The organism is Paraburkholderia sp. XV, assembly GCF_020177535.1.
Taxonomy (GTDB): Bacteria; Pseudomonadota; Gammaproteobacteria; order Burkholderiales; family Burkholderiaceae; genus Paraburkholderia; species Paraburkholderia caribensis.
Genome location: NZ_JAGUUD010000013.1, coordinates 25,717 through 40,920, shown reverse-complemented (window position 1 = coordinate 40,920; position 15,204 = coordinate 25,717). Strand labels below are relative to the sequence as shown.

Annotated in this window: 10 protein-coding genes and 2 pseudogenes; 6 read left to right on the top strand and 6 right to left on the bottom strand. The window is 65.5% G+C overall.

Annotated elements, in window-relative coordinates; genetic code table 11:
• Positions 1 to 3 precede the first annotated feature (3 nt).
• Complete coding sequence (gene rsxB, locus KFO72_RS09845; RefSeq protein WP_176056949.1) at positions 4 to 882, bottom strand: electron transport complex subunit RsxB; 879 nt, start codon at positions 880 to 882, stop codon at positions 4 to 6.
• Between the two features lie 345 nt (positions 883 to 1,227).
• Between rsxB and KFO72_RS09840 the strand changes: the two genes are divergently transcribed.
• Complete coding sequence (locus KFO72_RS09840) at positions 1,228 to 1,860, top strand: TetR family transcriptional regulator (RefSeq protein ID WP_007583389.1); 633 nt, start codon at positions 1,228 to 1,230, stop codon at positions 1,858 to 1,860.
• Positions 1,861 to 1,981: 121 nt separating this feature from the next.
• Here KFO72_RS09840 and KFO72_RS09835 read toward each other — a convergent pair whose 3' ends face one another.
• Both KFO72_RS09835 and KFO72_RS09830 read right to left on the bottom strand, forming a co-directional pair.
• Positions 1,982 to 3,265 carry a polyhydroxyalkanoate depolymerase gene (locus tag KFO72_RS09835; protein WP_054929995.1) on the bottom strand — a complete coding sequence of 428 codons (1,284 nt, stop codon included), beginning with the start codon at positions 3,263 to 3,265 and terminating at the stop codon, positions 1,982 to 1,984.
• A 292-nt stretch (positions 3,266 to 3,557) separates the two neighbouring features.
• A pseudogene (locus KFO72_RS09830) lies at positions 3,558 to 5,598 on the bottom strand (glycoside hydrolase family 15 protein); the annotation flags it as partial.
• Between the two features lie 243 nt (positions 5,599 to 5,841).
• Between KFO72_RS09830 and KFO72_RS09825 the strand changes: the two are divergent.
• Entirely contained in the window at positions 5,842 to 6,087 is a 246-nt protein-coding gene (locus KFO72_RS09825; RefSeq protein ID WP_036003661.1) for a hypothetical protein, read from the top strand.
• 194 nt (positions 6,088 to 6,281) lie between these two features.
• Here KFO72_RS09825 and KFO72_RS09820 read toward each other — a convergent pair whose 3' ends face one another.
• Entirely contained in the window at positions 6,282 to 6,437 is a 156-nt protein-coding gene (locus KFO72_RS09820) for a DUF3096 domain-containing protein (protein ID WP_007583393.1), read from the bottom strand.
• 374 nt (positions 6,438 to 6,811) lie between these two features.
• Here KFO72_RS09820 and KFO72_RS09815 point away from each other — a divergent pair, with 374 nt between their 5' ends.
• Positions 6,812 to 7,969, top strand: coding sequence for a lactonase family protein (locus tag KFO72_RS09815; RefSeq protein WP_412101770.1), 1,158 nt, complete (start codon positions 6,812 to 6,814; stop codon positions 7,967 to 7,969).
• A gap of 86 nt (positions 7,970 to 8,055) precedes the next feature.
• Here the strand turns inward: KFO72_RS09815 and KFO72_RS42260 are convergent, their stop codons facing one another.
• Positions 8,056 to 12,120: a DNA translocase FtsK gene (locus KFO72_RS42260; RefSeq protein WP_318248435.1), complete on the bottom strand. Its 4,065-nt coding sequence runs from the start codon at positions 12,118 to 12,120 to the stop codon at positions 8,056 to 8,058.
• A gap of 135 nt (positions 12,121 to 12,255) precedes the next feature.
• Positions 12,256 to 12,864 (bottom strand): META domain-containing protein, encoded by a 609-nt coding sequence (locus KFO72_RS09805; RefSeq protein WP_225031968.1) that lies wholly within the window; start codon positions 12,862 to 12,864, stop codon positions 12,256 to 12,258.
• Positions 12,865 to 13,233: 369 nt separating this feature from the next.
• Between KFO72_RS09805 and purT the strand changes: the two genes are divergently transcribed.
• The 3 genes and pseudogenes from purT (at position 13,234) to KFO72_RS09790 (ending at position 15,161) form a co-directional block, all read left to right on the top strand.
• Positions 13,234 to 14,448: a formate-dependent phosphoribosylglycinamide formyltransferase gene (gene purT / locus KFO72_RS09800; RefSeq protein ID WP_054929999.1), complete on the top strand. Its 1,215-nt coding sequence runs from the start codon at positions 13,234 to 13,236 to the stop codon at positions 14,446 to 14,448.
• A gap of 112 nt (positions 14,449 to 14,560) precedes the next feature.
• Positions 14,561 to 14,725 (top strand): DUF6726 family protein, encoded by a 165-nt coding sequence (locus KFO72_RS09795; protein ID WP_318248436.1) that lies wholly within the window; start codon positions 14,561 to 14,563, stop codon positions 14,723 to 14,725.
• A gap of 62 nt (positions 14,726 to 14,787) precedes the next feature.
• Positions 14,788 to 15,161, top strand: a pseudogene (locus tag KFO72_RS09790) (MliC family protein).
• The last annotated feature ends 43 nt before the right edge of the window (positions 15,162 to 15,204 follow it).

Below are 15,204 nucleotides of genomic sequence, written 5' to 3'. Positions count from 1 at the left end.
GGGTCAGGACTTTTTGGGTTGATCGACGTCTTGCGTGGGAACGGATTCGGAACTGTCGTCAGTCATGCCCAACCGGCGACGGCGGGCCTCGGCTTCATCGATCTGCGCTTGCGTTTCCGCGCTGATATGGGTCGTGTTCCTCGGGCCGAGACCTTGCGCGGCGTTTTCCGCTTTCTTCGCGCGCGCGCGTTCGAGCGCGGCCTGGATGATCGCGCGTTTCCTGGCTTCGGCGTCGGCGACGGGCGCGGCGGCTGTTTCGACTGTTGCCTCTGTCGGGGCGGGGCCAGCGGCGGGCGCCGCCGGAACCGGCGAACTGGCCGATACCGCCGCCGCGCGTTTGGCCGCCGCGCGCGCCTCGGCCGCTTCGCGCTCCGCAGCGAGGCGGGCGCGGCGACGGTCGTGTCGCATGCGCGCGGCGTCGGCCTGTGGCTGACTCCACGCATCCCAGCCTGTCTTGTCGCCCGTGACGGGGATCATCTCGATGCAGTCGACGGGGCAGGGCGGCACGCACAGGTCGCAGCCCGTGCACAGTTCGGCGACCATCGTGTGCATCTGCTTCGGTGCGCCGACGATTGCATCGACGGGGCAAGCCTGCATGCACAGCGTGCAGCCGATGCACAGGTTTTCGTCGATGAACGCGACTGGCCGCGCCCGCTCGACGCCATGGTCCAGATTCAGGGGAATCACCGGCTTGCCGAGCAGCTTCGCGAGCCGCGCGACGCCTTCCGCGCCGCCGGGCGGGCACTGGTTGTAGCTGGCCTCGTCTCGCGCGATGGCTTCGGCGTAAGCGCGGCAGTCGGGATAGCCGCACTTCGTGCATTGCGTCTGGGGCAGCAGATCTTCGATGAGATCCGCGAATGTTCTGGATTCTGTCACGGTCAAGACGTGGGGGACATGCTGTTGCCGTTCACCGGCGTGGCGAATGCGTGTGATCGAATGGATGCGGTTTGAACCGCACCCTGGTGCGCGCCAGGCAGGATTCGCAGACATTGCGCAAACCGCGTGGAGTGCCGGGCCGCCAAGGTGACCGTGCGATCGGTCAAATGCGTATTATCGCCGATTTCCCCAGTTGTTATTACCGAAGCATGTGCCATAATCGAAGCGCTTTTTTGTAAGACCGCAGGACGGTGATCCCACCAACCAGCCCCGCGCAGCGCCGCCGTTGCAAGGCCAGGCAATTGGACGGCGAGCGATCCGGATAACGCGGCTCACGAAGCACATGCCACCATGAATCAGCCGAAAATCAAAAGAGATCCTGAAGGCACCCGTCGCCGCATTCTGCTCGCGGCGGCCGAAGAGTTCGCGAATGGTGGGTTGTTCGGCGCACGCGTCGACCAGATCGCCCGCCGCGCGGAGACCAATGAACGCATGCTCTACTACTACTTCGGTAGCAAGGAGCAGCTTTTCACGGCAGTCCTCGAACACGCGTTCAGCGCGCTCACGGAAGCCGAGCGCACGCTCGATCTCGCAGGCGTCGCGCCTGTCGAGGCCGTCACGCGGCTCGCGCATTTCGTGTGGGATTACTATCGCGATCACCCCGAATTGCTGAGACTCGTGAACAACGAGAATCTGCACGAGGCGCGCTATATGCAGAAGTCCACGCGCATTCGCGAAATGATCTCGCCGATCGTTGCCACACTGGGCTCGATACTCGAGCGCGGCCAGCGCGCCGGGCTGTTCCGCACGAACGTCGATCCGCTGCGCTTCTATGTGACGCTGTCGGGGATGGGCTACTACATCGTGTCGAACCGCTTCACGCTCGAAGCCACACTGGGCCGCGACTTCAGCGCGGCCGCCGAGCGCAGCGAAGTGATCCAGATGAACACCGAAATCCTGCTCGCGTATCTGATGCGCCGCTAAGCGTGATCGCCTGACGGACAAACGGCCTCGCAAGAGGCCGTTTTCGTATCCGCTGGAATGCGTTGGATGCAGGCGCAACATTTGGCTGCGCCCGCCGCACGCGGCTTGCGCCGCCGTGCGCCTATGCCTCGACGCGCTCTTCCGTCTTGCGCGTGGGCGCTTTCGGCGTGTGCTCCAGGATGAAGTCGCGCAGCTGCGGATAGATAATGGTGCGCCAGCGACGGCCCGAAAAAATGCCGTAGTGGCCGCACTTTTCCGCCGTGAAGTGACGGCGGTCCTTCTCCGGGATGCCCGTGCACAGCTCATGCGCGGCGCGCGTCTGGCCGCTGCCGGAGATGTCGTCGAGTTCGCCTTCGATGGTGAAGAGCGCGGTCTTCCTGATGTCCTGCGGGCGCACCAGTTCGCCGTTCACTTCCCACGTGCCTTCGGCGAGGCTGAACTCCTGGAACACGACGCGGATGGTCTGCAGATAGTATTCCGCGGCCATGTCGAGCACCGCGTTGTATTCGTCGTAGAAACGGCGGTGTGCTTCCGCATCTTCTTCGTCGCCGCGCAGCAGGCTCTGGTAGAAGTCCCAGTGCGAAGCCGCGTGACGTTCCGGATTCATCGCGACAAAGCCCGTGTGCTGCAAAAAGCCCGGATACACCTTGCGGCCGAAGCCCGGATAGTTCGGCGGCACGTTGTAAATGACGTTGTTCTCGAACCATTCGATCGAATGCTGCGTCGCCAGCGAATTGACGGCCGTGGGGCTCTTACGCGCGTCGATCGGGCCGCCCATCATCGTCATGGTGCGCGGCGTGTCCTCGCCTCGGCTCGCCATCAGCGAAATGGCCGCGAGCACCGGGACGGTTGGCTGGCACACCGAGATCACGTGCAGATTCTTCGCGCCGATGTGGCGGATGAATTCCTGGATGTAGGCGATGTAATCGTCGAGATCGAACGTACCGTCTTCGATCGGCACCATGCGCGCGTCGATCCAGTCCGTGATGTACACCTTGTGATCCTGCAGCAACGTCTTGACGGTGTCGCGCAGGAGCGTGGAATGGTGGCCCGACAGCGGCGCGCACACCAGCACGACGGGTTCTTCCTTCAGCTGCGTCACGGCATCGCTGTCGTCCGAATAGCGCTTGAAGCGCATCAGCCGGCAAAACGGCTTTTCGACGATCGTCTGCTCGACGATGGGAATGTTGTGGCCGTCCTTGACGATCTGGTGCAGGTTGAACTCGGGCTTCTCGTAATCCTTGCCGAGCCGGTACAGCAGTTCGTAGCCAGCGGACAGGCGGGTGGCGCCCGGCACATAGGCGAGCGGACTGGCCGGATTCGCAAACGATTTCGAGGCAGCCTGAGCCCAGGCGGTGAGCGGGCTCAACAATGCCCGCTGGAATTCGTGAATTTGATAGAGCATGGGTGCTCCAGCTATAACGGTTCGCGCAGGGCAGCGTGTCTGAACGCGCAGCGACGAGGCGGGCCGGTTCTGGTTACGTGTGGAATTGTTGGTGGTGACGATTATCGGCCGTCTGGTTCGGGTGATGATATAGAAGGCATACGATTTGTGCAATGCAACAACAGTGCGTTAGCACACTCACGGATGTCATATCCACGTCATCGACAATTCGCCCGTTTTCTTTAGGCGACGGGAGGTGCCGAGATATCAGCATCAGGCGTGCCAGAGGGCGGCGCAGCAGCTTGTCCGCTCTCGCCGTCATGCGGCGGCTGGCCAGTCGCATGTGCCATCTCCTGCTCGTGTTTCATCAGATTCAGTCCGGTGTGAACGAGGGCCACATGGGAAAACCCCTGTGGGAAATTCCCGACAAGCCGTCCGCCGACGGGATCGTATTCCTCCGCGAGCAGCCCGACGTCGTTCGCGAGCGACAGCAGCCGCTCGTACATGGCGCGCGCGTCGTCGATGCGCCCCTGCAGCGCGAGGTTGTCGACCATCCAGAAGCTGCAGGCGAGAAACGTCCCTTCGCCGGGCGGCAGGCCGTCGTCGAACTCGGTGGTGCGATAGCGCATCACGAAGCCGTCGTGCATCAGGTTTTTCTCGATCGCGTTGACGGTGCCGGCGATGCGCGGGTCCGAGGGCGGCAAAAAACCGAGCAGCGGCAGCAGCAGCACGCTCGCATCGAGTTCGTCGCCGCCGTAGGTCTGCGTGAACGCGTTCAGCTGCGCATTCCAGCTTTTCGCGCAGACGTCCGAGTGAATCTGCGCACGCACCGCGTACCAGTGTTCGAGCGGCGCGGGCAGATCGAATTTTTCCGCCGATTTGATCGCGCGATCGAATGCGACCCAGGCCATCACCTTCGAGAACGTGAAATGCTGACGGCCGCCGCGCGTTTCCCAGATGCCTTCGTCGCGTTCCTGCCAGATCGTTTCGAGGTGGCGCAGCATCTCGCACTGCACGTTCCACGCGGTTTCGTCCGCCTGCAAACCGCCGACACGCGCCAGATGCAGCGCGTTCATCACTTCGCCGTAAACGTCCAGTTGCAATTGCCCGACCGCGTTGTTACCGATACGCACGGGCTTCGAGTTCTCATAACCCGGCAGCCAGTCGATTTCGAACTCGGGCAGCCGCCGCTCGCCCGCGAGGCCGTACATGATCTGCAACTGCTCGGGGGAGCCCGCCATCACGCGCCCCAGCCACGAGCGCCACGCGCGCGCCTCTTCGTAGTAGCCGCCGCGCATCATCGCGAGCAGCGTGATGGTTGCGTCGCGCAGCCACACGTAGCGGTAGTCCCAGTTCCGCGTGCCGCCGATCTTCTCTGGCAGCGACGTGGTCGGCGCAGCGACGATGCCGCCCGTCGGCTCGTAGGCGAGCGCTTTCAGCGTCAGCAGCGAGCGGCGGATGGCGCTCGCGTACTTGCCCTCGACGGTGCCGCGCGACGACCACTCCAGCCAGTAGTTCTCAGTGCGGGCGAGGGCCGAGTGCGGATCGCGCGCGGGCGGAATGTTCAGGTGCGACGCGGAGTAAGTCAGCGAAAACGGCACGCGTTCACCTTCCGAGACGGTGAACTCGGCGACTGTCTTCATGTTCTCGCCGCGCAGATCGACAGGCGTGCGCAGCGCGACCGTGTCAGGTCCGGCGATCGCCTTGATGCCGCTTTCGCGCGCGAGGCGGCTGACCCAGGGAATCGAGAAGCCATAGTCGAAGCGCAGCACGAGTTCCATGCGCATCTTCACAGTGCCGCGCTTGCCGACGACGATCCGGACCATCTCCGACCAGCCGTTGCCGGGCGGCATGAAGTCGATCAGCGTGACGGCGCCGTCGGGTGTCTCGAAGTCGGTTTCGAGGATCAACGTTTCGCCGCGATAGCGGCGGCGCGTGGCGCGCGCGAAACCCATTTTGATGCCGGGGTTGCCTGCGTCGAGGGCGGCCGATGCGTCGCGTGCTTCCGCTTGGGCCGCTTCAGCCGCTTCAGTCGCGCCTTCGCGCGTCGCCGTGCGCGCGGCGCCCGGCTTGTCTGCCTGGCGCGGCACCGGCTTGCTGCAGGGTTCTGCGCGCCCTTCCTCGCGCGTTTCTTCCTGCGACGCAGACGGGGCATCAGCGGCATCTTCGGCTTGATCGTCCAGTGCTGGCGCAATCAGCCAGCGGCCGTTGTCTCTCGTGCCGAGCAGCGCGGCGAAGCAAGCGCCCGAGTCGAAACGTGGCCAGCACAGCCAGTCGACGGAACCATCGCGCGAAACCAGCGCGGCCGTGTGACCGTCGCCGATGAGTGCATAGTCTTCGATAGAGGCAGACATGGTAAAGCCGTCGGTCACCGTGTAATTAGTACGTTCCTGCGCGCGCGAAACGGTGCGCGAGCGTCGTAGTTACCGGGCTTGCGCGGTGCATTCTGGTGCATACGCGTGCGAGCATCCGGGCGTATTGCCAATCCAATTTTTTGATGCTTACAATCGGATTCAAACGTGAGTTCTGATGAATCGCAGCCCACCGGCGGCCGGTGTTGCAGCATGCAGCCACGGCGCCGTTTTCGAGGATAAGCCATGCTGAACCCGTCGAAATCCGACTGCATCACGATTCTCTCCGCCGCGAGTCAGTTGCCTGACGATTCGCTTCTTCCACTCGACTTCCGCACGCTCGGCATCTCGCGCAACGGGATGGAAACCGCCGCAGCATTTCTGATCGAACGCGCCTGTTTCAAGCGCTATAGCGAAGCCGACGGTCATTATGCCGTCGGTGGCCTGTCCTTGCAGGGGCGCTTGCGTCTCGATCAACTGTCGAACGGCTGACGCGACGCGCGTTATCCCGAACGAGCACGCTTCCAGTCAAACACGCGCAGCGCCGCGCGGACCGCGACAAGCGGCCCGCGCGGCGCTGCGCGTGGGTTCGTGAGCGTCTGACATGCCCGAAGCGCCGTCACGCGGCGCGTTCAACACCAATGCAATGCGCAGCGCGCCTGCGTGGACGCGTCCGTGCACGCGCGTCAGAAGTGCGCCGTGCCGCCGACGCCGAACAGCCCGATCAGCCCAATGATGATCAGATAAAGCGCGACGATGAAGTTGAGCAAACGCGGCACGATCAGAATGAGAATGCCGGCGATCAGCGCGACGAGCGGGCCGAGCGTGAGATGGATGTTCATGGCGACTCCTTTTGTTGGAATTGACGACGGAAAGAGACAACCTGTCGGATAGCCTGGGCTCGCGGATCAGACTGTGCTGGCGCGGGCAACGCTCTTATACTTGCCCCAAATACGACATCGACGATCAGCGGCGGCGGGGCCACGAGGGCGCACGACGCGCACGCTGCAATCGTCATGCAGCCGTTACGACAACGGCACGCTCCGATCGAGCCGCGCGGCAGACCAGCGACACACACGAACCGAATAACCCGTCTCGCCAGGAGGTCGTCATGCAGCGTCGTACCCGAGCAGTAGCGTGTGCCGTGCCACAGTCTTTCAGTTTGCGCGTGAATCCGCGCTTGTCCGCCCGTTCGATCATAAGAGGTTTGACACTGATGGTATCGATTGCCGCCACGCAGTCTTTCGCTCAAGGCACGACCGCCGCACCCGCCGACGGCGTCTACGATCTGATCGTCGGCACGTACACCGGTCCGAAGAGCGAAGGCATCTATGTCTATCGCTTCGACACGAAGTCGGGCGACGCGACACAGGTGGCGTCTGCGAAGACTGACAACCCGTCGTACGTGATCGCGTCGCGCGACGGCCGCTACGTCTATTCCGTCAACGAGCAGCCGGGCGACAACGGCCCCGCCGGGCAGCGCGGCGGCATCAGCGCGTTCGGCTTCGATGCGAAAAGCGGGCAATTAACGTTCCTGAACCGCGTGTCGTCGGACGGCAACGATCCGTGCTATCTGAGCATCTCGCCGGACGGCAAATATCTGACGACGGCCAACTACTCGGTCGCCGCGAACCCGGGCGGCAGCTTCGCGGTGTTTCCGTTGCAGGCGGACGGCCAGGTCGGCGCGTCGGTGCTGACCGTGCATCATGAAGGCGGCGGTCCCGTGAAAGGACGCCAGGACAACGCGCACGTGCATTCGACCGTGTTCTCGCCCGACGGCAACTATCTGTTTGCGCAGGATCTCGGCACCGACAAGCTCTACGCATACCGCTACACGCCCGACGGCAGCCGCGGCCTGTTCGGCCCGACGGACAAGCGCTATACCGACGTGAAGCCCGGCTCGGGCCCGCGCCATCTGGTGTTCAGCGCCGACGGCAAATACGCGTATCTGACGAGCGAGCTGACGGCGACCGTCACGGCATTTCACTACGACGACGGCAAGCTCACGCAACTGCAGGTCGTGCCGATGGCGAAACCCGGCTTCAAGGGGCAGGTAGGCGCAGCCGCGATCCATCTGTCGCCGGACGGACGCTTTCTGTACGCCAGCAATCGCGGCGATGCGAATGAAATCGTCATCTATGCGGTGGATCCCGGCAACGGCCATATACGGGAAGTCGGCCGGCAGTCGAGTCTTGGAAAATCTCCGCGAGAGTTCTCCATCGACCCGACGGGACAATGGCTGATCGTCGGCAATCAGAACAGCGATACGGCGTACGTGTTCCGTCGCGATCCGCAAAGCGGGCTGCTGGAAGCGAACCCGAAACGCATCGAGATCGGATCGCCTGTCGACTTCAAGTGGGTGTCGCCGTCGTGATGACGGCAGTGTGAAAGAGGCGGGTGTCGCCGCTGCGTTCGGCTATTGTCGTTCTCGCAGCGGCGCTGTTCCATTCTGGAAGCGGCTCATTCCGCCGGCCCTGGCGCGAGCACTTCGCGGCTGCCGTTGATGCCCATCGCCGACACGAGGCCTGCCGTCTCCATCTGTTCGACGAGCCGCGCCGCGCGGTTATAGCCGATGCGCAACTGCCGCTGCACGGCCGAGATCGACGCGCGGCGCGTGCGCACGACGAACGCGACGGCTTCGTCGTACAGCGGATCGGCTTCCGCATCCGGCGTTTCGCCGAAGAGGTCCTGCGCGCCGCCGCCATCTGTCGCCGGGCCGTCGAGAATCCCTTCGATGTATTCCGGTTCGCCGAACTGCTTCAGATGCTCGACGATCCGATGCACTTCCTCGTCGGCGACGAACGCGCCGTGCACGCGCTGCGGATAGCCGGTGCCGGGCGGCAGGAACAGCATGTCGCCCTGGCCGAGCAGCGACTCGGCGCCCATCTGGTCGAGAATCGTGCGCGAGTCGATCTTCGACGACACCTGGAACGCGACGCGCGTCGGGATGTTCGCCTTGATGAGACCCGTGATCACGTCGACGGATGGGCGCTGCGTCGCGAGAATCAGATGGATGCCCGCCGCGCGGGCCTTTTGCGCGAGCCGCGCGATCAGTTCTTCGATCTTCTTGCCCGCGACCATCATCAGGTCGGCCAGTTCGTCGATCACGACGACGATCAGCGGCAGCGGCGACAGCGGCTCGGGCGCGTCGGGCGTCAGCGAGAACGGATTGCCGATTTTCTTCTCTTTCGCGGCAGCGTCGCGGATCTTCTGGTTGAAGCCTTGCAGGTTGCGCACGCCGACGGCCGACATCAGCCGGTAGCGCTTCTCCATCTCGCCGACGCACCAGTTGAGCGCGTTCGCCGCGAGTTTCATGTCCGTCACGACAGGCGCGAGCAGATGCGGAATGCCTTCGTACACGGAAAGCTCCAGCATCTTCGGATCGATCATGATCATTCGCACATCTTCGGGCGTCGCCTTGTACAGCAGCGAGACGATCATCGCGTTGATCGCCACCGACTTGCCCGAGCCCGTCGTCCCGGCGACCAGCATGTGCGGCGCCTTCGCGAGATCGGTGACGACCGGGTGGCCGGTGATGTCCTTGCCCATCGCCAGCGTCAGATTCGACGCGGACTTCTGATAGACGTTGGCTTCGAGAATTTCGGAGAGACGGATCGTCTGACGCTTGGCATTCGGCAGTTCGAGACCCATGCAGGTCTTGCCGGGAATCGTCTCGACGACGCGGATCGACGTGAGACCGAGACCCCGCGACAGATCCTTCATCAGCCCGACGATCTGGCTGCCGCGCACGCCGAGCGCCGGCTCGACTTCGAAGCGCGTGATGACGGGTCCCGCCGATGCGCCGACCACCGTCACGGGCACCTTGAATTCCTGCAGGCGCTGTTCGATCAGGGCGCCCGTTTCGGCGAGCTTTTCTTCGCTGACGGGCTCGGCGTCGGACGAGGCGGGCGCGAGCAGATCGAGCGCCGGCAGTTCGATGTGCGAGGCGGCAGGCGCGTAAAACTCGAAAGCGGGACCGCTGTGGCCGCGCACGGCAGGGCGGGGCGGGGTGGCGGCAGGCGGCGCCTGTTGCGCGTCGACGGGCTCGTCTTGCGTCAGGTCTGGCTCGAATTCGTCGGCCGCGTTCTGTTCAGACGCTGGCGCAACGAGGGACGGGCCCGGGAAGCGCACGATGTTCGAAGCTGCTTCCGGTGCTGTCTCGTTCGATGTGCCGTCGAGCGCGGTCGACGCGTCGACAGGTTCAGGCGGCGTATCAGCTTCGCCGTATGCAGGCGCGTTCGACACCGATGCATGATGCGCCTGTTGTCCCGATGGACCGGTTGCCGAAGCCACGCGCATGAGCGACACGGATTGCGTGATCGCATCCCATGGCGCAAGCGGGGTAGGGGCGGTCTCAGTCTGTTCGGCGAACTCGGGCTCGTCCGCTGCGGGCGAGGCAGTGTCGCTCGCGATGTATGTTGACGGCGCAACGGGAGCTTCAGCGGCGGTTGCGGACTCGACGGCGTGAGCGACAGTCGCTGGCTGCTGCACGACGGCGGTTGGCGCTGGCCATTCCGGCTGGCTCGCTGCCGTTTCGTGCGCGTCGAACTGCGTCGAAGCGAGCTGTGGGGGCGTTGCGATTGGATCGGCGGGCGCGGATTCGACGGCGGGCGTCGATGCCAGCGTCGAAGGCGCCGCCGGTTGCCCGGATGATGCGATGCTGGTCGCCGGTTCGGACGGCGTGGAGGTCGGGCCAGCGGCCGCCACGTTCGCTTGTGTCACGATCTGTTCGGCAACGGCCTGCCGTTGCGGTTCAACTGGCTCGGACACAGCCGTTGCAACGGCCTGTTCATTCTCCGGCGCGGCGTGAGTCTGCGTGTGCGGTTCGGCGGGAATTGCGCTTGCCGTCACATCGCTGGCAATTGCGCTCGGCTGAGCGGGCGCAATCTCGGGCTCCACGCGAGCCGAATCCGTTTGCTCGGCGGCGGCGGTTTGCGCTGGCGGCTCTGCCCCCGCGACCTGCGATTGCTCAACAGCCGACGGCGTCACGGATGGCGCGGCCACAACCGCTTGAGCCGCCTCTTCGTTGCGCTCGGCTGCGTTTGCTGATTCCGAAGGCGCAACTGTTTCCGCAGCGGGCGTCGTGTGCGTGGCAATGGCAGCTTCGAGCGCGGACACGGCCTGATCGACGGCAGCGACGGCCGCCGCGCCCGATACGCCCGATACGCCCGATACGCCCGATACGCCCGATACGCCCGATACGCCCGACACGCCCACCGCGCTTGCGGAACCCATGGAAGCCTCGACCGCCGTGCCGCTAGCGGACGGCGTCTGCGCATGCACTCCATCGGCCGGGACCGGCATGCTGCGCGTGTCGACGACCTTCGCCGGATCGCTCGCCGTGCGCCGGGCGAGACTGGCACCCGCGAGGGTCGTCCAGCGCGCCGCGTTTTCCTCGATGCTGCGCAGGGTTTCCTGCACGCTCGACGCGGGCGCGACGGCTTGGGCGGGTGGGTTGGCGCGCGTGTAGGCGGGCACTTTGAGATTCGGCGTGTCGCGGCGCGTGCCGGGCGAAGCGGACGGCGCGACGGCTCGCCGCGTCGGCGCGGCGGGCGTTGCCGCGCCGACCGATGCCGTCTGACGGCTCTGCGCGAGCGTCGCGCCGCGCAAGGCCGCCGAGCGCGCCGACGCGACGGCGGGATTCACCGACGGGCCGCGCGCCCCGGCATTGGCCGCCGCGGCTTTCGACGATTGCAGGGCCGCCGTGCTGCCGAAGACAGTCGGCGGCGTGGCCGCGACGCGCGCGGCTTCCATCAGCGGAGCCACCGTGTCGCGCGAATGCGCGCGCGGCGTGTCGGTGTTGAGCCAGCCGGAGGGCGCGACCGGTTCGGCGGGCGTCCACGGCCTGGGTGCGCCCGGCCGTTGGGCGGAGGCGGGGCTTGCTTGCGCACCGCCCGCCGCATGGCCGCCGGCGTTGCGTAAGACACTGCCGCTACCCACAGTCGAGCCACCCGGCATGCCCATCGCTTCGCCCGCCGCGACGGCGGCGCTCGTAGCGCTCGCGGCGCGCGTCGTGGAAGGCGGCCGCCACACGGTCGGCCGCGCATAACGCCCATTGGCTTTTGGCGCCATCGTATTGATCGGCGCGCTGCTATGGGACGGCGCCGACTCGACGGCACGCGAGGCGTGGCCGCGCGGTTCGTCTTCGCGCGCGCTACGCGACAGGCCAAGACCGAATGCCTCGTTGGCCCAGGCGAAGAACGACGGCCATCTGAAACCGATGAGCCACGGCAGCGAAACCGCGAACAGGCCGAGCATCACGAGCGGCGTCGCGACGCGCCCCATCAGATGCGTGAGACCCGCCGACAGCCCATGCCCGAAGCCGTCGAGCCCCTGCACGTTGACGAGCGACGCCTCCAGCGTGCAGCTCGTGATCAGCACGCAGACGAAGCCGAGCCACAGCCGGATCGTGCCGGGACCGCGCAGGCCCGCGCCGCCCGGCAGCACGGACTTCACGAGACGCCACAACAGGGGAAGAAACCAGACGGCGGAAGCGCCGAACCAGCCGAAAACTACCGTTTGCATGCTAGACATCAACGAATGACGGATGCGCGAGCGCGCGATCCATCGAGTTTAACTGGACAAAGCGGGCCGTATCCGCGAGCGAATGCCGCGCGGCGCGCGGCGTCCCGATACAGTTGACGTTCGCCGGCCACGCGGTCATTGACCGCGCCGCGCGAACACGAGCGTGTCGCCGTTGTCGAGGATCAGCTCAAGTTGTTGCGGCTTGCGCATGTCGACGCCCGAGCGCTCGACATGCGAGAGCGCGGCGAGATACGCGCCTTCGATCTTGCCGCCCGGCGTCGCGCATGCCATGCGCGTGCCCGCGAGCGGCCCGAAGCTCAGCTTGCCGTCCTTCAGCATGTACGTGCCCGTATAGCGGTTGCAGCCGGAGAAGCCGCTGGCGCGGCGCTGGCCTGTTTGCGTCGACAGTTGGAGCGTGATGGGTTCGCCGCTCGCGCCGTCCGGCACCTCGCGCGTGCTGCCCGACGCGAGCTTCCAGCCGCTGAGTTGCCATTCGGTGTTGTCGAGCAGTTGCGTGGCCGCGGGGTTGAACGGATCGGGCGGCGGGGCTTCCGTGTCGGGATGTTTCGGCATCGAGCAGGCGGCGACGAGCAGGGACAGTGACGCGGCCATCGACACGACGGCCAGCGCATGACCCGCGCGCCGGCGCAGCGACACGCGCGCAGCCGTGTCAGGTGCATGCGACGATGCGTCGGGGGTGGCGCTCGAGCGTGCGTCGCGTTGCGTGGCAGACGTGGGCTGCATATCGTCGTTCCTCTCTAAACTGGCGAAGGCGTAAGGGTATCGCACTACGCTTGCCGCATGCGAGCGCAAACGCGGGTGAACAAAAGGTATAGGCGGTATAGGCGGGTACAGGCGGCATCGGCAAAAACGCAGGGTTGCCGCGACCACGCCGTTCGCCCCGCGCGGTTGCAGTCCGTTGCGCGACGGTTTCACCGGCATGGACCGCCGCCGCCCCGGCCGCCTGACAGCACGCCCGGCAAGGTCGCCCGCGACGCGCTCCCCACACGGGTTATCGGCACGCGGCGGGCGCAGCCGCAGGGGCCGCGCATGTTAACATCGGCGCAGTCATTCATTCCACCCGCTTTTTGTCACAAATTCTCTGGAGCTCCCATGATGATCGGCCAACGCATCGGCACACCTCTTTCGACCTCGGCTACGCGCGTCATGCTGCTCGGCGCGGGCGAACTGGGCAAGGAAGTGATCATCGCGTTGCAACGGCTCGGCGTCGAAGTGATCGCGGTCGACCGCTACGCGAACGCGCCGGGGCATCAGGTCGCGCACCGTTCGCACGTGATCGACATGACTGACGCGAAGGCGTTGCGCGCGCTCGTCGAAAAAGAGCGCCCGCATCTGATCGTGCCGGAAATCGAGGCCATCGCCACCGACGCACTGGCCGCCATCGAAACGGAAGGCGTCGCCGAAGTGATCCCGACCGCGCGCGCGACGCAACTGACCATGAACCGCGAAGGCATCCGCCGCCTCGCCGCCGAGGAACTCGGCCTGCCCACGTCGCCGTACGCGTTCGCCGATTCGATCGACGAACTGAAGGCGGGCATCGCGAAGGTCGGTTATCCGTGCGTCGTGAAGCCGGTCATGTCGTCGTCAGGCAAAGGGCAGTCAGTGCTGCGCAGCGACTCCGATGTCGAGCCGGCATGGCAATACGCGATGGCGGGCGGGCGCGTGAATCACGGGCGCGTGATCGTCGAAGGGTTCATCAACTTCGAATACGAGATCACGCAGCTGACCGTGCGCGCGATCGACTCCGCCACGCAGCAGACGGCCACCAGTTTCTGCGAGCCGATCGGCCACGTGCAGGTTGCGGGCGACTACGTCGAATCGTGGCAACCGCAGCCGATGAGCCCGCGCGCGCTCGAACGCTCGCGCGACATCGCCGACAAGGTGACGACGTCGCTCGGCGGCCGGGGCCTGTTCGGCGTGGAACTTTTCGTGCGCGGCGATGACGTATGGTTCTCGGAGGTCAGCCCGCGTCCGCACGACACCGGGCTCGTGACGCTCGCGTCGCAGCGTTTCTCCGAGTTCGAGTTGCACGCGCGCGCCATTCTCGGCTTGCCGGTTGATACGACCTTGCGCGCGCCGGGCGCGTCGGCCGTGATCTACGGCGGGTTGGACGAAACGGGCATCGCCTTCGAAGGCGTCGCGCAGGCGCTCGCCGTGCCGGGCGCGGACCTGCGCCTGTTCGGCAAGCCCGAGAGCTTCGTCAAGCGCCGCATGGGCGTGGCGCTCGCAACGGGCAGCGATATCGGTGAAGCGCTGCAGCGCGCCAAGCAGGCGGCTGCCGCTGTCAAGCCGGTGTCGGCGAAGTGAGAGAACGGATGGCGATTCGCACGTCGCCGCTCGAGGCGGGTAGATCGCGGGGCGGACCAGGAGCGGAGTGCGTGTGAAAGCTAGACAGTCAGGCAGCAAGGTCGCGCGGCGTATCGCGTCGCTGGCAGCGTCGATTGGGTTGATGGCCGCGTTGAGCGGCTGCGGGCTGGCCGCTGCGCCGTGCCGCATCGCCTCGGCGGGACTCAAGATCGTTCCCGTGGTCGGCCACGTGGCCGCCGCGCCGACCGACGCATGCGCCGACGTGATCGATCCATGAGCCGCAAACTTCGGCCGGGTCGCGTAGTCATAACAAAAGAGCGTCACGAAGCGAGGCATTCAATGAGCAGACGGTGGGTTGCATCAGTGGGCGTGCTGGCGTTCGTCGCGGCGTCGGGCGTGGCCCGCGCCGCCGGGTTGTCGCCGTTGCCCGATATCCGCACTTCGCACCGCGTGATCCAGAAGTACACCTGCGCGACGGGGCGCATCCTGCAAGTCACCTATCTCTGAACGCAACCAACGGTCAGAGCTTCGCGGTGCTGCCGGTGAAAGGCCGGCAGATGCTGTTCGTCAACGTGCTGTCCGGCTCCGGCGCGAAGTATCAGGCGGGCAGCTACACGTGGTGGACCAAGGGCCCGCAGGCCACCCTCTATGACGCGATGCAGGGCGAGGACGCGCCGCCGTTGCTGTCCGACTGCGTGACGATCGTCCGCTGATTTTCTTGCCGTTTCGCAGTTCCAGTCTCTCTCGCTGGTCACG